The 17,019-nt window shown below is 68.9% G+C and carries 21 protein-coding genes; 16 read left to right on the top strand and 5 right to left on the bottom strand.

Annotated features, from left to right (window positions below; genetic code table 11):
• Positions 1 to 24: 24 nt before the first annotated feature.
• From FHW84_RS03295 to FHW84_RS03280, 4 genes are all read left to right on the top strand, one after another.
• On the top strand, positions 25 to 912 hold the full coding sequence (locus FHW84_RS03295; RefSeq protein WP_167252672.1) for a LytTR family DNA-binding domain-containing protein: 888 nt from the start codon (positions 25 to 27) through the stop codon (positions 910 to 912).
• Between the two features lie 63 nt (positions 913 to 975).
• Positions 976 to 1,716, top strand: a complete 741-nt coding sequence (locus FHW84_RS03290) for a hypothetical protein (protein WP_167252671.1) — start codon at positions 976 to 978, stop codon at positions 1,714 to 1,716.
• A 66-nt stretch (positions 1,717 to 1,782) separates the two neighbouring features.
• Complete coding sequence (locus tag FHW84_RS03285) at positions 1,783 to 2,241, top strand: DUF6491 family protein (protein WP_167252670.1); 459 nt, start codon at positions 1,783 to 1,785, stop codon at positions 2,239 to 2,241.
• Entirely contained in the window at positions 2,238 to 2,501 is a 264-nt protein-coding gene (locus tag FHW84_RS03280) for a hypothetical protein (RefSeq protein ID WP_167252669.1), read from the top strand. Before FHW84_RS03285 ends, FHW84_RS03280 begins: the two co-directional genes overlap by 4 nt.
• Before the next feature lie 154 nt (positions 2,502 to 2,655).
• On the opposite strand, the gene FHW84_RS03275 is transcribed toward FHW84_RS03280, so the two are convergent.
• From FHW84_RS03275 to FHW84_RS23450, 3 genes are all read right to left on the bottom strand, one after another.
• A complete protein-coding gene (locus FHW84_RS03275) occupies positions 2,656 to 3,477 on the bottom strand; it encodes a ferritin-like domain-containing protein (protein ID WP_167252668.1) in 822 nt (273 codons plus the stop codon).
• A gap of 169 nt (positions 3,478 to 3,646) precedes the next feature.
• A complete protein-coding gene (locus FHW84_RS03270; protein ID WP_167252667.1) occupies positions 3,647 to 4,060 on the bottom strand; it encodes a universal stress protein in 414 nt (137 codons plus the stop codon).
• Positions 4,061 to 4,093: 33 nt separating this feature from the next.
• Positions 4,094 to 4,432, bottom strand: a complete 339-nt coding sequence (locus FHW84_RS23450; protein ID WP_167252666.1) for a glycine zipper 2TM domain-containing protein — start codon at positions 4,430 to 4,432, stop codon at positions 4,094 to 4,096.
• 199 nt (positions 4,433 to 4,631) lie between these two features.
• Here FHW84_RS23450 and FHW84_RS03260 point away from each other — a divergent pair, with 199 nt between their 5' ends.
• The 9 genes from FHW84_RS03260 to FHW84_RS03220 all read left to right on the top strand — a co-directional run bounded on the left by FHW84_RS03260 (position 4,632) and on the right by FHW84_RS03220 (position 10,225).
• Entirely contained in the window at positions 4,632 to 5,084 is a 453-nt protein-coding gene (locus FHW84_RS03260; RefSeq protein WP_167252665.1) for a hypothetical protein, read from the top strand.
• A gap of 101 nt (positions 5,085 to 5,185) precedes the next feature.
• The gene (locus FHW84_RS03255) at positions 5,186 to 5,746 is read left to right on the top strand and encodes a peroxiredoxin (protein WP_167252664.1); all 561 of its coding nucleotides are present in this window, start codon (positions 5,186 to 5,188) and stop codon (positions 5,744 to 5,746) included.
• Complete coding sequence (locus tag FHW84_RS03250) at positions 5,746 to 6,219, top strand: hypothetical protein (protein ID WP_167252663.1); 474 nt, start codon at positions 5,746 to 5,748, stop codon at positions 6,217 to 6,219. Before FHW84_RS03255 ends, FHW84_RS03250 begins: the two co-directional genes overlap by 1 nt.
• Before the next feature lie 69 nt (positions 6,220 to 6,288).
• Positions 6,289 to 7,035: a DUF2884 family protein gene (locus FHW84_RS03245; RefSeq protein WP_167252662.1), complete on the top strand. Its 747-nt coding sequence runs from the start codon at positions 6,289 to 6,291 to the stop codon at positions 7,033 to 7,035.
• Positions 7,036 to 7,164: 129 nt separating this feature from the next.
• A complete protein-coding gene (locus FHW84_RS03240; protein ID WP_167252661.1) occupies positions 7,165 to 7,602 on the top strand; it encodes a PA2169 family four-helix-bundle protein in 438 nt (145 codons plus the stop codon).
• Between the two features lie 8 nt (positions 7,603 to 7,610).
• Positions 7,611 to 8,192 carry a DUF924 family protein gene (locus tag FHW84_RS03235; protein WP_243867818.1) on the top strand — a complete coding sequence of 194 codons (582 nt, stop codon included), beginning with the start codon at positions 7,611 to 7,613 and terminating at the stop codon, positions 8,190 to 8,192.
• A gap of 33 nt (positions 8,193 to 8,225) precedes the next feature.
• Positions 8,226 to 8,501 (top strand): DUF2845 domain-containing protein, encoded by a 276-nt coding sequence (locus tag FHW84_RS03230; protein WP_167252659.1) that lies wholly within the window; start codon positions 8,226 to 8,228, stop codon positions 8,499 to 8,501.
• A gap of 117 nt (positions 8,502 to 8,618) precedes the next feature.
• Positions 8,619 to 8,933 (top strand): DUF2845 domain-containing protein, encoded by a 315-nt coding sequence (locus tag FHW84_RS03225; protein ID WP_167252658.1) that lies wholly within the window; start codon positions 8,619 to 8,621, stop codon positions 8,931 to 8,933.
• 65 nt (positions 8,934 to 8,998) lie between these two features.
• Positions 8,999 to 10,225 carry a low temperature requirement protein A gene (locus FHW84_RS03220; RefSeq protein ID WP_167252657.1) on the top strand — a complete coding sequence of 409 codons (1,227 nt, stop codon included), beginning with the start codon at positions 8,999 to 9,001 and terminating at the stop codon, positions 10,223 to 10,225.
• 106 nt (positions 10,226 to 10,331) lie between these two features.
• On the opposite strand, the gene FHW84_RS03215 is transcribed toward FHW84_RS03220, so the two are convergent.
• Both FHW84_RS03215 and FHW84_RS03210 read right to left on the bottom strand, forming a co-directional pair.
• Positions 10,332 to 11,348 (bottom strand): 2-dehydropantoate 2-reductase, encoded by a 1,017-nt coding sequence (locus tag FHW84_RS03215; RefSeq protein WP_167252656.1) that lies wholly within the window; start codon positions 11,346 to 11,348, stop codon positions 10,332 to 10,334.
• On the bottom strand, positions 11,345 to 13,003 hold the full coding sequence (locus tag FHW84_RS03210) for an FAD-binding dehydrogenase (RefSeq protein ID WP_167252655.1): 1,659 nt from the start codon (positions 13,001 to 13,003) through the stop codon (positions 11,345 to 11,347). The genes FHW84_RS03215 and FHW84_RS03210 overlap by 4 nt, the downstream gene beginning before the upstream one ends.
• A gap of 186 nt (positions 13,004 to 13,189) precedes the next feature.
• Between FHW84_RS03210 and FHW84_RS03205 the strand changes: the two genes are divergently transcribed.
• The 3 genes from FHW84_RS03205 to aceF all read left to right on the top strand — a co-directional run bounded on the left by FHW84_RS03205 (position 13,190) and on the right by aceF (position 17,011).
• Positions 13,190 to 14,026, top strand: a complete 837-nt coding sequence (locus FHW84_RS03205; RefSeq protein ID WP_167252654.1) for a DUF2884 family protein — start codon at positions 13,190 to 13,192, stop codon at positions 14,024 to 14,026.
• Positions 14,027 to 14,193: 167 nt separating this feature from the next.
• Positions 14,194 to 15,018, top strand: coding sequence for a mechanosensitive ion channel domain-containing protein (locus FHW84_RS03200; protein ID WP_167252653.1), 825 nt, complete (start codon positions 14,194 to 14,196; stop codon positions 15,016 to 15,018).
• Positions 15,019 to 15,313: 295 nt separating this feature from the next.
• Positions 15,314 to 17,011 carry a dihydrolipoyllysine-residue acetyltransferase gene (gene aceF / locus FHW84_RS03195; protein WP_167252652.1) on the top strand — a complete coding sequence of 566 codons (1,698 nt, stop codon included), beginning with the start codon at positions 15,314 to 15,316 and terminating at the stop codon, positions 17,009 to 17,011.
• Positions 17,012 to 17,019 lie beyond the last annotated feature (8 nt).

Genomic DNA, 17,019 nt, shown 5'->3' with positions numbered 1-17,019 from the left:
CGCCCCGCCCGTAGAATGCCGGCCATGCAAAACCGACCGAGCTTCGACGCCGGCTTCGACTACCGGGATTTCCAGCGCTGGCGCCGGCCGGTGGTGCGCGCGTTCTGGGTGCTGGTCACCCTGCTCAATACGACGTTCAACGCCATCGTCGCGCGGATGGACAACCCGCGCCTGCCGGCCTGGGAACCCTGGACCTGGGAGTGGAGCAGCGGCCTGCTGATCCTGGCCCTGATCCCCGCCGTGCTGGCGGTGGAGCGGCGCTGGCCGTTCCGCCTGGACAGCTGGCGCGCCAGCCTGCCCTGGCACCTGCTGGCCAGCGTGCCGTTCAGCCTGCTCCACGTGGCCGGCATGGTGGCGCTGCGGGGCGTGGTCTATGCGGCAATGGGCCGGCACTACGACTTCGGCAGCTGGTGGCCGAACTTCGGCTACGAATACCTCAAGGACGTCCGCACCTATTTCCTGATCATCGCCCTGGTCAGCCTGGCCCGGCTGTGGCTGATGCGCTGGCAGGGCGAGGCGCGCCTGCTGGCCGAGCCCGACGAAGGCCCGCCGGTGGAACCGGTGGAGCGGCCGGAGCGCTTCCTGGTGCGGAAGCTGGGCAAGGAGTTCCTGGTCAACGCCAGCGAGATCGAATGGCTGCAGGCCTCCGGCAACTACGTGAACCTGCACGTGCGCGGCCGCGACTATCCGCTGCGCAGCACCATGGCCGGCATCGAGGAGCGCCTGGACGCGCGCCGCTTCCTGCGCGTGCACCGCAGCTTTGCGATCAACCTGGACTACCTGGCCGAGATCGAGCCGCTGGACGCCGGCGAGGCGCGCCTGCGCATGCGCGACGGCGCCGTGGTGCCGTGCAGCCGGCGCTACCGCAGCCAGCTGCGCGAGCGCTTCGGCGACGCACCGGCCGGCGCCTGAGCGGTTGCGCCTGGGGGCGCGCCGTTTCACTCTTGGCTTCTTTCCAATTCACGGGTACCGCCGATGAACCTGCCGCGCCTTCGTCCCGCCGTCCTGGCCGCTTCGTTCGTTTTCGCCGGCGTGCTGGCCGGCTGCTCGCCGTCCGGCGGCGACCAGGCCGCCACCCCGGCGCAGGCGCCGCAGGCCGACGAGTCGGCGCAGAAGCTGGAGACCTACCGCCAGCTGCTGCGCATCCATAACGACGAGATGGCCACCTCGATGGGCAAGGAGATCGTCAGCCGCTACCCCAGCAGCGAGGCCGCCAAGGAAGTGCAGCAGACCCTGCCGGAAGTGGAAAAGCGCTGGAAGGAAAACAGCGAGAAGAACCGCCTGCAGGGCCTGTGGCTGTACCAGGTGTCGCCGATGGCCGGCGGCACGCAGTCCACCGCCACCATCTACAGCAGCCAGCCTTCCGGCAACGACCGCGTGCGGCTGGTGCTGCGCCGGCACACCGAGTGGGGGCAGAACGCGTTCCTGTATGCCGGCGGCGAGCATGGCTTCGTGTGCAAGGGCAACTGCACGCTCAAGGCCGTGGTCGACGGCAAGGACACCGGCATCAAGGCCTTCGCGCCCAGCACCGGCGAGCCTGCGCTGATGATCCGCGACGACAAGGCCTTCATCGCCCTGCTGGAGAAGTCGAAGAAGATGTCGATCGACGTCACCATGCAGGACGGCGAGAAGAAGCTCACCCTGGTGTACGAAGTCGGCGGCTTCGACGCGGACAAGTGGCAGCCGGTGGGCAAGGGCGGCGCCAGGAAGAAATAACGCGAGGTGCACCGCGGAAGGCGCCGCGCGTTCCGATGCGGGTCTCCTTCCACTGGAGGACATGCCATGTTCGCCCACCGTGTTCTGTTCGCCGCCATCGCCGTGCTCGGCATGGCGGCATGTTCCAGCGTGCCGTATGCGCAGCGCATCGGCGCGCGCCAGGCCGCCTACAGGGAAGCCGCGCGCGATCCGGTGCGCAGCTTCCGCTTCTTCGAGCTGTATTCGTGGGAGCCGCTGGGCGACAGCCAGCTGGCCATCTATACGCGGCCGAACGAGGCGTACCTGGTGAGCGTGATGGGGCCGTGCCCCGATCTGGAATTCACCGACGCCATCGGCCTCACCTCCAACTTGAACGAAGTGCAGGTGCGCTTCGACAAGGTGCTGACCGGGCGGCGCGACATCCCCTGCACCATCGGCGAGATCCGCCCGGTGGACCTGGCCAGGCTCAAGTCGGTGGAGCACGAGCAGCGCAAGATCCAGTCCGCGCAGCGCGCTGCCGCCGCGGCGGACCAGCCTTCGCCATGAACGAGCCGCAGATCTTCTGCCCGCGCTGCGCCTGGCGCCCGCAGGGCGAGGACCGCTGGCAATGCTCGCCGCGCATGGGCGGCTGCGGCACGGTGTGGAACACCTTCTGGACCGCCGGCGTCTGCCCCGGCTGCAGCTATCGCTGGCAGATCACGTTCTGCCCGTCGTGCCGGCAGTTCTCGCCGCATGAGGAGTGGTATCACTGGCCGGAGGGTAGTGCGCGGGAGCGCGAGCGGGAGCTGGAAGTCGGGCGCGACTGAGCACGCCCGCCGTCATCCCGGCGCAGGCCGGGATCCAGTAGCGGAAGACTGCAAAGTGGCTTGGACGTCCAAAGGCTGATCTGGATGTTGTCGCGATAACTCAACGGCGGCGCCACTGGATCCCGGCCTGCGCCGGGATGACGCCTGGACGGCGTCAGTTGAGAAACAGCTTCTCCGCAATCTTCGCCAGCGGCTTCTCCACCATGCCCTGCACGCGCGGCGGCAGGTCCAGCGGCTTGAGCAGCATCTTCACCGTCATCTCGGCGGGGATGTTGCGGCGGAGCAGGGCCTGGGCGCGGCCGGTGATGCGCTTGAACTCCGCCTGGTTGTCCACGTGCTGCGGATAGCACTGGTTGAACACGTGGCGCAGCGCGATGTCGCTGTCCTCGCTCTTGATCTCGTTGACCCGGCGCAGCAGGGTGCGGAACACCTTGTAGCGGCCGAAGCCTTCGCGTTCGCGGTATAGCCGGTAGTGCTGGTAGAAGTGCTTGTAGTGGCGCACTTCGTCGCTCTTGATGTGGTTGGTGAGCTGCTTGAGCACGGGCTCGTCGGTGATGTCGTTGAGCGCGCGGTACAGGCTGGCGGTGCCGGTTTCCACCACGCAGCGCGCGGCCAGCTCCAGGCCGCGGCTGGGTTCGAGTTCGTCGGCGGTGCAGACCTTGCCGTATTCGTCCCAGAACGACTGGAAGCCGCGCTCCCAGTCGAACTCCGGCCACACCTTGCGCACATAGGCGGCGAGCGCGCGGCCGTGCTGCAGTTCCTCGTGTTCCCAGTGCTGGCTCAGCCAGGTCTGCAGGGCTTCGTCGCCGGCGAAGTGGTCGATCAGGTTATGCGTGTACAGGTCCGAGCCGCTTTCCACGAAGGACGCGCTGCACAGCAGGAAGAAAAGGTCTTCGTTGTGGCGGACGCGCTCGAATTCGATGCGGTCCAGATCCAGGCTGTCCAGAGTCCAGGGCAGGGTGGTGTTGTAGCTCACGCGGCATTTCCTGTGCGGGCCCGGGCCGTTCGCAGCGGGGCGCGCGCCGGCCTGGCATGACTGTTATATGACAAAGCATACGACGAGAGCGGGGTCCGGGATTAATGACTGCCGACCTGGACGCGGCATGGGGCACGGCAAGAAGTTGCGCGCTCCGCTCCTGGCGGCCTCAGCGCACCACCGTCACCGGCACGTGGGCCCGCGCGAGCATATCGTCGGAGACCGAGCCGAGCAGCCAGCGCCCCAGTGCGCCGCGCTCGGTGTGGCCGATCACGATGTGGTCGATGCCGTGCCGGCGCACCTGCTCCAGCAGCACCTCGCCGGGGCAGCCGGACATCACTTCCACGTCGATCAGTCCGGCCGCGTCGGGCAGCAGGGCGCGCACTTCGGCCAGCAGTTCGCCGGCGCGTTGCGCGCCGGAATCGGCCATCAGCAGGGCGCAGGTATCGGCCGCGCCTTCCATCAGCTTCACCGCGTTGACCACCCGCACGCGGCCGCCGCAGGCCTGGGCCAGGGCCACCGCGAAGCGCAGCGCGCGCTGCGAGGAAGGCGAGCCGTCATAGCCGACCAGCGTGTACTTCATGGGCCGCCTCCTCAGGCGGATGGAGCCTGGAACTCAGTAGGCGACCTGCCGGCAGCGCCGTTCGACATGCGTCCTCTTGGTCTGCTGGTTTTCCTGGATCTTCTTGCCCGCATAGCCGCCGCCGACGGCGCCGGCCACGGTCGCAAGCGTCTTGCCCTTGCCGCCGCCAACCTGGTTGCCCAATACGCCGCCGGCCACGGCGCCGATGGCCATGCCGGCGATCTGGTGCTGGTCCTTGGGCTGGTCCTGCACGGTGACGTTCTCGCACACGGTGCGCGTGCGCGGCTTGCTGGTGGAGTTCTGCGCATGCACCGCGTTGCCGGCGCACAGCAGGCAGGAAAGGCCGAAGGCGAGAGCGGTCCGCGTGTTCATGGCGAGTCCTTATCGGTTCCGGTGGAGCAAGAGTTTGCGCGGACTTCCGTTAGCGGTAGATCAAGAACACACGTTTTGCACGCGGCTCTCACGGCTATTGGCGAAGGCTGAACGCCACCGCCCGGCTTCGCCGTCTGTTCAGCCAGCGCGCCTACCATGGCGACCGGGTACTGACCCAACCGAGTTAAAGGAGAGCGACATGATCAAGCGTTCGATGGGAATGATGGCTCTGGTGCTGGCGATGGCGGGCGGCATGGCCGCGACGGGAAGCGCACGGGCTGCCGACGCGAACGTGGATTGCAAGCTGCGGTTCAATCTCTCGGGCTGGTCGATCATCTACAAGCACGCCGAGGGCAACGGCACCATCACTTGCGACAACGGCCAGCAGGCCACGGTCAAGATCGAAGTGGTCGGCGGCGGCCTGACGGCGGGCAAGTACCGCATCGACAACGGCAAGGGCGAGATCAGCCACGTGCGTTCGATCGACGACGTGTTCGGCGACTACGCCCAGGCCGGCGCCGAGGCCGGCGTGGTCAAGAGCGGCCAGGCGCAGGTGCTGACCAAGGGCACCACCTCGCTGGCGCTGGCTGGCACCGGCGAGGGCGTGAACCTCGGCGTGTCGATCGGCAAGTTCAGCATCAAGCGTCCGTAAGCTTTGCCGGTTTGACGCATGGGAAGGGCGCCCGAGGGCGCCCTTCTTTTTGGGCGCAGGCGTACACTTCCGGAGTTCCCTTTTCCCCGTGGAGTGCTCTCATGCGTCGTAACTTCCTGTTGTTCGCCTTGATTCTCCTGGTCGGAATGGTCGCCCCGGCTTTCGCCGACGACGCGCCGGCTTCCGCACTGCCGCAGGTGGGCCAGGCCGCGCCGGATTTCCGCCTGCAGGACCAGAACGGCAAGTGGCACACGCCGGCTGATTTCCATGGCCATTGGCTGGTGCTGTATTTCTATCCGAAGGACTTCACCCCGGGCTGCACCACCCAGGTCTGCACCTTTCGCGACGACGTCGCCAAGCTGCGCAAGGCCGGCGCGATGGTGGTGGGCGTGAGCCTGGACGACGTCAAGTCGCATGCCGATTTCGCCGCCAAGTACCACGTGCCGTTCCCGCTGCTGGCCGACAGCGACAAGAAGGTGGCCAGCGCCTACGGCGTGCTGACCTCCAAGATGGGCATGAACTACGCCAGGCGCACCACCTTCCTGATCGATCCGGAAGGCAAGGTGGCCAAGGTCTACCAGGATGTGGATCCGGAGAAGAACTCCGCCCAGGTGCAGTCGGACCTGACCACGCTGAAGTCTTCGGACAAGGCTTCGTCCTGATGCTGTTGAAGGTGCGCAAGGACGCGGCGGGCTCGCGCGAGTTCGCCGCGTGGCCGGTCGCCGTCTGGTTGCTGCTGCTGCTCGCCGCCTATGGCGGCGTGCAGTACCTGCGCTTCGGTTTCTACGATTACCTGGCCGGGGCGCTGGGCGTGATCGTGGTCTGCGCTGGCTGCGTGCTGCGGCAGGAATGGGCGCGGCTGGCGATGCGCGCGACCGCCGTGCTGCTGGCGTGCTGGGCGGTCTATTCCGGCGTGCTGATGTGGCTGGGGCGCGAGAAGTTCGAGGTGGCGCGGCAGATGGCGCTGGACAATCCGCAACTGGGCGATGCGGGCTTGATGATGGTCGAACGCGCACGCCGCGCCTTTCAGGTGATGCTCGCGATCAAGGCCATCGGCGTGCCCCTGCTGCTGTGGCTGGCCTGGACCATGGGCCGCCCCAAGGTCGCCGCGCAGTTCCATACGCGGCGGCGCTGAGCCGGCAAGTTCAGCCCGGGTTGTCCGGCGGCGGGCTATCGCTGCATGCCTTCCGCCCGAGGACGCCGCATGCGCCGCCTGATCCCGTCCACCTTCCTGGCCCTGGCCAGCCTGGGCCTGCACGCGCAGGACCTGGCCACCACCTGCCAGGCCAGCAGCAGCTACGACGTCACCTTGAAACCGGCCGAGCTGTCGTTCGACCGGCCGCAGCCGGCGCCCTTCCACGTCGAGCTGCATGACGGCAGCCTGCGCACCGACGGCCAGCCGGTATCGCTGCGGCCGGAGGACCAGGACCGCATCGCCCTGTTCGAACGCGAACTGCGCGCGCTGGCGCCGCGCGCCAAGAGCGTGGCGCGCAACGGCGTGGACCTGCTGGCGCAGTCGGTGCGCGAAGAAGCGGCCAACCTGGGCCTGAGCGCCGGCTCCATGGCCGACTTGAACCAGCGCCTGGACGCCCGCGTGGCGCAGCTGAAGCAACGCATCGACGCCAGCCAGAGCACCCACGACTGGCAGGGCGACCTGGCCGACCAGTATGCGAACCAGATCGCCAGCGACCTGCTGCCGGTAATCGCCGGCGACCTGGGCCAGCAGGCCGTGCAGGCCGCCATGAGCGGCGACATGCAGGCCGCCGCCAGCCTGCGCGACCGCGCCGGCGACCTGGCCACCCAGCTGCGCCCGCGGCTGGAGCAGCGCATGCAGGCGCTGCGTCCGCAGCTGCAGGCGCTGTGCCCGTCGATCCGCCGCCTGGCCGAATTGCAGCAGGGCGTGTCGGGCGCCAACGGACAAGCTCTGAACCTTTTGCAGATCGCCCAATGACGTCGGCAAACCGCTGCTGAGCGCGGCTTTTTTGGACACCCGGGGATTAATGCCCCGCTAAGCGGGCGAGTCCGAGCATAGCCGCATCGTCCACTATCCCAAGCACCGAACCGCCCGGAGGCGGTCGCCGTGTCGCATCTCGACCAGACTCTGTTCAACGCCCTGATCCGCCGCGGTATCGACGACCGCGACCTGCATCGGCGGGCCCTGGAGCGGGTGCGCGATCCGGCGCTGCAGATCCTGCTGTTCGAAAATCTGCAGACGCTGGACTCGCTGATCGCCGACCTGCAGTCGCAGGTGAGCGCCAATGGTGGCGACGCCGCACAGCGGGGTACGGCGGCCGGTGCGTTGCGTATCCTGCTGGCCGATCTTTCCACCCGCTTCGCCGCGCAGCGCGATACCGCGTGGGTGCAGTGCCTGGCCCGGCACGAATGCTGGCTGCTGCACAGCTTCGAACGCCAGCTGCAGCGCGCGGGCCGTCCCGAAGCCGGCCTGAGCCGCCAGCTCGACCGCCTGTACGGCATGCACCGCGACATGCACTGCCTGGCCGGCACCACGCATGGCTGATGCCGCCCATGGCTGAGAACCTCATGACCGACGCGCAGGATGTGCTGGCCTTCTGGTTCGACCCCGATCACGAGGCGCTCTGGTTCGAGCGTAACGACGCCTTCGACGAGGCCATCCGCAGCCGCTTCGGCGCGCTGCACGAGGCGGCCGCGCGCGGAGAGCTCGACAGCTGGATCACCTTGCCCGAAGGCTGGATGGCGCTGCTGCTGGTGCTCGACCAGTTCAGCCGCAACCTCCATCGCGGCGATGCGCGCACCTTCGCCTGCGATGCCAAGGCGCAGCGGCTGGCGCTGGAAGGCATCGCGCAGGGCTTCGACGAACGGCTGCCGCCGGCCTGGCGCGTGTTCGCCTACATGCCGCTGGAACATGCCGAGGACCGCGCCCTGCAGGACCGCAGCGTGGCCCTGGTCGAAGGCCTGTGCGCGGCGTTTCCCGGCGAGGCCGTGTACGCCAACTATCTGAGCTATGCGCAGCGCCACCGCGAGGTGATCGAGCGCTTCGGCCGCTTTCCCCACCGCAACGCCGTGCTCGGCCGCACTTGCACACCCGAAGAGTTGCAGTACCTGGCGCAGCCTGGCGCCGGGTTCTAAGTTCCCTCCCCCTGCCTGGAAAGGAGTTCCACCATGCGCCGTCTCGTTCTGATGTCCGTGCTGGCGCTGGCCAGCGTTGCCGCACATGCCGCCAGCACGCTGCGCATCGGCAGCCAGGTGCTGACCGTGGGGGAAAGCGCCTCGCGCGCGATCCAGCTGCTTGGCGAGCCGAGCTTCAAGGAACCGATCGAGACCAGGCACGGCGGCTATGTCGGCCAGCGCTGGCAGTACCAGCGCGAGAACAGCCAGGTCACCACCCTCACCGTGATCGGCGGCAAGGTGACCAAGATCGAGGAACTCAGCAACTGAGCCTGCCTGTTGGCGCGGCGTTGCCTTACATGCCGCGGCGGCATGCGCCGCTGATGCATCTCGCCGCGCAAGCCTAAATTCACTCTCACGGCGCTGGTGGCGCCATGGGAGTGAATCATGCGTTGCTGGATATGGGCGATCCTTTGCCTCTGCGCGGCAGCGCCGGCATGGGCGGACAGCTTGCGGGTCGGGCAGCAGGTGCTGGTCACCGGCGACAGCGCGGCGCGCGTAGTCGAGTTGCTGGGTCAGCCGGCCCACAATGCCAGCGGCGGCAAGGCCGGGAAGGCAACGAACAAACGCAGCTCCAAAGGCGGCAGCCGCGCGAAACAGGCGGCAGGCAAGGCCACGGAAGGCGAGCGCTGGCAATACCGCCAGGGCCGCCGCACCGTCACCGTCGTGCTGGTGCAGGGCAAGGTGGCGCGTATCGAATAGCGGCGGCGCCGTAGCCGGCGCACGGATGCCGTGCCATAAAGGCGCCGATGCCAGGGAAGCCCGCCATGTCCACGCCCAAATCTTCTTCGCACCACGCTCCGTCCGGCCTGCTGCGCGAACGCACCGCCGGCGGGCACGGCAAGGTGACGAATATCGAGCTGTTCTTCGACCTGGTGTTCGTCTACGGCGTGACCCAGCTGTCGCACACCCTGCTGCACGACCTCAGCCTGATCGGCGCGGCACACGTGCTGCTGCTGTTCCTGGCAGTGTGGTGGGTGTGGATCTTCACCGGCTGGGTCACCAACTGGCTGGACCCGGACCGCATCGCGGTGCGCGCCATGATGCTGGCGCTGACCTTCGCCGGCCTGCTGCTGTCGGCCTCGCTGCCGCAAGCGTTCGGCGAGCGCGGCCCGCTGTTCGCCGGCGCCTACGTGACGATGCAGGTGGGGCGTTCGCTGTTCATGGTGTGGGCGCTGCATCGCGGCGGCACTGCATCCCAGCGCACCAACTTCGTACGCATCCTGCTGTGGCTGTGCGTGGCCGGCGCCTGCTGGCTGATCGGGGCGTGGCACGACGGCGCGCCGCGTTTCCTGTGGTGGATCGCCGCGCTAGGCATCGAATACCTCGGCCCGGCCGCGTATTTCTTCGTGCCGGGCCTGGGCCGTTCGACCACCGCGGACTGGGACGTGGAAGGCGGCCACTTCGCCGAGCGCTGCAGCCTGTTCGTGATCATCGCGCTGGGCGAGTCGCTGGTGGTCACCGGGTCGAGCTTCGCCGAATCCAGCGCCATGGCCGATGCGGCGCCCGCCTTCGTGGCGGCTTTCCTGGGCTGCGTGGCGATGTGGTGGATCTATTTCGACCTGGGCGCGGAGCGCGGCAGCCGCGCGATCCGCCATGCGGCCGATCCGGGGCGCACGGCGCGGCTGGCCTATACCTATCTGCACCTGCCTATCGTGGCCGGCATCGTGGTGAGTGCGGTGGGCGATGAACTGAGCCTCAGCCATCCGCACGCACGCTGCGAACTGCCGGCGGCCATCGTGCTGATCGGCGGGCCGCTGCTTTATCTGCTGGGCAATGCGCTGTTCAAGATGACGGCGGGGCGCTGTCCTTTCCCGCTGTCGCATCTGGTGGGGCTGGTACTGCTGGCCCTGCTGGCGGTGCCTGCTTTGCAGCTGTCGGTGTTCTGGCTGGCCACGCTCACCACGGTGGTGCTGCTGGTGGTGGCGGTGTGGGAGACCTTGTCGCTGCGCGGCGTGCGGCGGCGCCTGGCAACGCACGCGGGGCACGGATAAGCGTCACGGACCGGCGTAGGTTGGGGTGAGCGCAGCGAACCCCAACGTGGGCCGCATCCGGCGATGCACCTGTTGGGGTTCGCTGCGCTCACCCCAACCTACATTGCTAGCGGCGCGCGGTTTCGCGCAATTCGCCCAGCAGGCGTTCGGCCGTCCACGCTACCGGCTTTGCTTCCGCCTCGCGCACCAGCTCGACGATGCGCCGGTTGACCGGCGCCTCACGCCCCGCACGCTCCGCCAGTTCCACCACCGCGCCATGCAGCGCATCGACCTCGGTGCGCCGCCCCGCTCGCAGATCTTCCCAGGTGGACGAACGCGCCAGCGGATCGATCGCCAGCATCCGCGAGGCCAGGCGCGCGAACAGCGCATCGGGCAGCTTCAGCAGCGCGGGCAGCCAGCGCGGCGGCAATGGCGTGAGCTTCGCGACCGGAAGATGCAAGCGAGCGAAGATCCCCAGCGCTTCCGCCTGCGCCAGCGCCAGGCAACGCCGCCATCCCCGCTGCGCCAGCTCGTCGCGCAGCGGCAAGCCCGACAGCGCATTGATCGCATTGTTGAGATTGAACAGCAGCTTCGCCCGCTGCACCGCCGCCATGTCGCGGCGCGGCTCGACCGGCAGCCCGGCGGCGGCGAACACCGGCAGATAAGGCTGCAGCGCCGGATGCTCCTCCACCATCAGCTCCCCGCTGGAACCCTGATGGAACACACCCGGTTCCCGCTGCAGCACATTGAACGGCACCATGCCCGCCAGCACCGTGCGGCCGGGCAGGGCGGCGCGCAGCGTGTCGGCGTTGTGCAGGCCGTTCTGGAAACTGATCACCAGCGCATCCGGCGGCAGCACCGCGGCCAGCTCCTGCCCCGCCTGCGCCGTATCGCCGGATTTCACCGTCACCAGCACCAGCGGCGCGGCCGCATCCGCCGGCGCCGTGCACAGGTCGAGCGACGCGCCATCGATCGTCCGATGAAACCCATGCAGATCGGTCAGCGTCATCCCGCGTTCGCGCAACGTCGCCCGCATCCGCTCGCGCACGATAAAACGCACCGCCGCATGCCCGTGCAAGCGCCCGCCGAGGTAGCCACCGACACTGCCGGTGCCATAGACGGCGATGTCCGCTGCCGCGCTCAAGCCACCGCCGCCGCCGCGGCACGCCCCGCGACCCGCCCGGAGAACAGGCAGCCGCCGAGGAAGCTCCCTTCCAGCGCGCGATAGCCATGCAAGCCGCCACCGCCAAACCCCGCCGCCTCGCCCACCGCATACAAGCCCGGCAAGGGCTGCCCGTCCGGCGCCAGCACCCGCGCCTGCAGATCGGTCTCCAGCCCGCCCAGCGTCTTGCGCGTCAGCACGTGCAGGCGCACGGCGATCAGCGGGCCATTGGCCGGATCCAGCAATCGATGCGGCTTGGCCACGCGCACCAGCTTGTCGCCGCGATAGCGCCGCGCGTTATGGATGGCCATTACCTGCGCATCCTTCGCGTAAGGGTTGTCGAACTGCAGGTCGCGGGTCTCGATTTCGCGCCGCAGCGCGGCGGCATCGATCAGGCCCTCGCCGGTGAGCGCATTCATGCCGGCTACCAGTTCTTCCAGCGTGTCGCGCACGATGAAGTCGCGGCCGTGCTGCTTGAACGCTTCCACCGGCGCCGGCGCGCCCTTGCCGACGGCGCGCTTGGCCACCTGCCGCCAGCTCTTGCCGGTGAGGTCGGGATTCTGCTCGGAACCGGACAGCGCGAACTCGCGCCGGATGATCTGCTGGTCCAGCACGAACCAGCTGTAGTCGTAGCCGGTCTGGCGCAGCCAGGCCAGCGTGCCCATGGTGTCGAAGCCCGGCCACAGCGGGCCGGGCAGGCGCCGGCCGGTGGCGTCGAACCACAGCGAGGACGGGCCGGGCAGGATGCGGATGGCGTGGGCGGGCCAGATCGGATTCCAGTTCTCGATGCCTTCCACGTAATGCCACATGCGGTCGCGGTTGATCAGCTGGGCGCCGGCCGCTTCGCTGATCGCCAGCATGCGGCCGTCCACGTGCGCCGGCACGCCGCACAGCATGTGCGCGGGCGCGGGGCCGAGCCGGCTGGGCCAATGCTGGCGCACCAGCTCATGGTTGGCGCCGATGCCGCCGGAAGCGACGATCACCGCCTGCGCGCGCTTTTCGAAATCGCCGGCCACCTCGCGTGTGCTCGGCCGTCCGCGCTCGATCGCATCCGCCGCCAGCACCGCGCCGCGCGCGCCGACCACCGCGCCGCCTTCCACCAGCAGCTCATCCACCCGATGGCGGAACGCGAATTCGATCAGCCCTTTCGCCTGCGCCGCACGCGCGCGCCGCACGAACGGCTCGAGCACGCCGGGGCCGGTGCCCCAGGTCACATGGAAACGCGGCACCGAATTGCCATGCCCATACGCGCCATGCCCGCCGCGTTCGGCCCAGCCCACCACCGGAAACCAGCGCATGCCCATGCCGTGCAGCCAGGCGCGCTTTTCGCCGGCGGCGAAATCGACATAGGCCTCGGCCCAGCGCCGCGGCCAGTAGTCTTCCGGCCGGTCGAACGCGGCCGTGCCCATCCAGTCGGCCAGGGCCAGCGCGTGCGAATCGCGCACGCCCATGCGGCGCTGCTCGGGCGAGTCGACGAAGAACAGCCCGCCGAACGACCAGAACGCCTGGCCGCCCAGGCTCTGTTCCGGCTCCTGTTCCAGCACCAGCACGCGCCGCCCGGCATCCGCCAGTTCGGTCGCCGCCGCCAGTCCGGCCAGGCCGGCTCCGATCACGATCACATCCCAGCCGTCCCGCATATGCGTGCTTCCCCAGGCCGATAGTCCGGCCAACTTAGCGGCTGGCGGCGCGCCTGCCTATGCGCGACGCCGCATGTGACCGATGGCAGGGCATGACGGCTGGCCCATGCCGCTGCGCCGGGCGCCGACGCATCGTCTGCAACATGGGCTGGCGGAGGGCCGGGCCATGCCACGAGGGGATCGACCATGCGCAAGACTTCCGTCACCACCTTGCTTGGCCTCGGCCTCGCCCTCGCTCTGGGCCTGGCCATGGCCTTGCCGGCGCAGGCCCGCACCATTCAGATCGACGACGACAGCTGCGGCTACCACACGCCGTACGACGTGCGCGTCGATGCCTCCGGCATTCGTTTCCAGCGCGAGGACGGCAAGCCCGGCGACGTGTTCATGCACGACGGCCAGCTGCGCGTGGACGACCGCGCGCTCGCCGTCTCCGCCGCCGACGCCGCGCGGCTGCGCCAGTACGAGGACAAGGTGCGCGCGCTGCTGCCGGAAGTGGCCGGCATCGCGCGCGACGGCGTCGACGTCGGCTTCGCCGCGATGCGCACGGTGCTGATGACCTTCGCCGAAGGCGAGGGCGAGCGCCGCAAGCTGGTCGAGCGCCTCGACCGCCGCCATGCGCAGGCGCGGGCCGATATCGACAGCACGCTGGGCCGCGGCATCTGGAAGCACGGCGCGGTGAGCGAAGCGCTGACCGACAGCGTCGGCGAGACGGTCGGCGACCTGGTGGGCAAGGTCACCGCCAGCGCGGTGACGGCCGCGCTCAGCGGCGACCAGGCCAAGGTCGCCGCGCTGGAAGCGCGTGCGCAATCGCTGGACAAGAGCATCGACAAGGAAATGGACGCGCAGGGTGAGCGCCTGGGCGAACGCGCCAAGGCGCTGTGCCCGCGGCTGCAGGCGCTGGATCAGTTGCAGCAGCAGTTCCAGTTCCGCCTGGCCGACGGCTCGCGCCTGCAGCTGGTCACCTACGAGAAGCACAACGACAAGACGCCGGCCAAGCAGGAACCGGACGTCGCCTCGCGCTGAGGCGAGGCGAAACGAGCGCTCCCGCGCTTTTCCCCCCACGGACGCTCCACTCCATGCCGCGTTCATCCCCATGGCGCGGCCTTTTTATGCGCGCCGTTGCCGGGTTCCGGCTGCGCGCGCATGGCTGCTAGGCTTGAAGTCCGCCTTCCCCGGATGGACTCCCCGCCATGCACGATTTCCTGGTGCGCCTGCATTTTTCCGAAAATGCGATCGACCACCTGATCAATCTCGGCGCCGCGCTGCTGATCCTGCTGCTGGGCCTGTGGCTGGCCGCGCGCGTCGCCAACTTCGCGCTGCGCGCCATGCAGCGCGCGAAATTCGACCCGACCCTGAGCGGCTTCCTGCGCAACCTGATCAACGGCGTGCTGATCGTGCTGCTGGTGGTGATGGCGCTGCAGCAGGCCGGCGTGCCGTCGGCGCCGCTGATCGCCGCGCTCAGCACCGCGGGCCTGGCCATCGGCCTGGCCTTGCAGGGGTCGCTCAGCAACCTGGCCTGGGGCGTGCTGCTGATCGTGTTCCGGCCGTTCCGCGTGGGCGACTACATCACCGCCGGCGGCATCGACGGCACGGTGGATTCGATCAACCTGATGCACACCTTGCTGGTGCTGCCGGACAACCGCGAGGCGATCGTGCCCAACGGCAAGATCGGCGCCGACGCCATCGTCAATTTCAACCGCCGCGGCACCCGCCGCTTCGAGCTGAAGGTGGGCATCGGCTACGGCGACGACATCGGCAAGGCCATGGACGTGGTGCGCGAGCTGTTCGACGCCGACGAGCGCATCCTGCGCGACCCTGCGCCGGGCATCTGGACCGAATCCCTGGGCGACAGCGCGGTGAACCTGGTGATCCGCGCCTACACCCGCAGCGGGGATATCTGGGGCGCCCAGACCGACCTGCTGCGGCGGATCAAGGAGCGCTTCGAGGCCGCGGGCATCAGCATTCCGTTCCCGCAGCGTGAGCTGCGGGTGGTGCAGGGCAAGCTGCCGGACTGACGCTTCTGCCCCCTCTCCCCGCCGGGGAGAGGGCTGGGGTGAGGGGGCGGGCGGAGCGTGGAAGCGGGAGCAGCAAGCAAGCCCCGCCCTGTCGATCCGTTTTGGCGAGCACCCACCCCTCATCTGCCTGCCGGCATCTTCTCCCCGGAGGGGAGAAGAGTTCCTGTGCATACGTATGCGCATGGCCCCCCGCGACGAAGATCGATCCAGACGGGACCGGGCGCCTTCGCTATGATTAGGCTCTTGCGTGCCGCCATCCCCCACGCGCGGCGCCATCGACATCGCAGGAGTAACCATGGCCGACCTGAAAGAAGCCCGCGTGCCGGATATCGGGCACGACAACGTCCCGGTGATCGAAGTACTGGTGAAGCCCGGGGACAAGGTCGCGAAGGAACAAGGCCTGGTCACCCTGGAATCGGACAAGGCCACCATGGAAGTGCCCGCGCCGTTCGCCGGCACGGTCAAGGAAGTCAAGCTCAAGGTGGGCGACGAGGTGTCCGAGGGCGCCGTGATCGCCATCATCGAGGCCGAGGAGGCCTCCGCCCCTGCGCCTGCACCCGCGCCGGCCGCCCCGGCCGCCGCCCCGGCCCCCGCGCCGGCTCCCGCTCCCGCACCGGCCAAGGCCGCCGAGCCCAGCCGCGCCGCTCCCGCGCCGGCCGCCGGCGGCGTGCGCGAAGCCCTGGTGCCGGATATCGGCGGCCATGAAGGCGTGCCGGTGATCGAGGTGCTTGTCAAGGTCGGCGACACCGTGGCCAAGGACCAGAGCCTGATCACGCTGGAATCGGACAAGGCCACCATGGAAGTGCCCGCCGCGTTCGGCGGCGTGGTGAAGGAGCTGAAGGTCAAGGTCGGCGACGAGCTGTCCGAAGGCGCCGTGATCGCCCTGATCGAGAGCAGCGAAGGCGCCCCGGCCGCCGCGCCGGCCCCGGCCCCGGCCCCGGCCAAGGCCGCCGTGCCCCAGGTGGAAGAAAAGCCCGCCCCGCTCGGCGGCCGCGGCGTCCTGCCCGGCAACGCGCCGGAAGGCGACGTGGCGCCGGCGGCCCGCCCGCCGTTCGACTCGCGCATCGTGATGCCGGGCGACGCCCCCTACGCCAGCCCCGCCATCCGCGCCTTCGCGCGCGAGCTGGGCGTTGACATCCGCCAGGTCAAGGGCAGCGGCCGCGGCGGCCGCATCGTGCGCGAGGACGTGGCCTCCTACGTCAAGCACGCGCTGGCCTCCGGCGCGCGTCCCAGCGGTCCGGCCCAGCCGGCCGGCGGCGGCCTCAACCTGCTGCCGTGGCCGAAGGTGGATTTCGCCAAGTTCGGCGCGATCGAGGAGAAGCCGCTCAGCCGCATCCAGAAGATTTCCGGCGCCAACCTGGCGCGCAACTGGGCGATGATTCCGCACGTCACGCAGCACGAGGACGCGGACATCACCGAGCTGGAAGCCTTCCGCAAGAAGCTCGGCGAAGAGAACAAGGACCTGAAGATCACCCCGCTGGTGTTCCAGATCAAGGCGGTGGTCGCGGCGCTGAAGAAGTTCCCGCAGTTCAACGCCTCGCTGGACGAGACCGGCGAAAAGCTGATCCTCAAGAAGTATTTCCACGTCGGCATCGCGGTCGACACGCCGGACGGCCTGGTCGTGCCGGTGATCCGCGACTGCGACAAGAAGGGCCTGCTGGACCTCGCCGTGGAACTGGGCGAAATCTCCAAGAAGGCGCGTGACAAGAAGCTCGGCCCGAACGACATGTCCGGCGGCTGCTTCTCGATCTCCTCGCTGGGCGGCATCGGCGGCACCGCGTTCACGCCCATCGTCAATGCGCCGGAAGTGGCCATCCTGGGCGTGTCCAAGGCGCAGACCAAGCCGGTGTGGAACGGCAAGGAATTCGCCCCGCGCCTGATCCTGCCGCTGTCGCTGAGCTACGACCACCGCGTGATCGACGGCGCCCTGGCCGCCCGCTTCGCCTCCTTCCTCGCCACCCAGCTCGGCGACATCCGCCGCCTGCTGCTCTGACGCGGAGA

The sequence above is a fragment of the Dyella sp. SG562 genome, assembly GCF_011759495.1.
Classification (GTDB): Bacteria; Pseudomonadota; Gammaproteobacteria; order Xanthomonadales; family Rhodanobacteraceae; genus Dyella_D; species Dyella_D marensis.
This window is presented reverse-complemented; position numbering and strand designations above follow the sequence as displayed.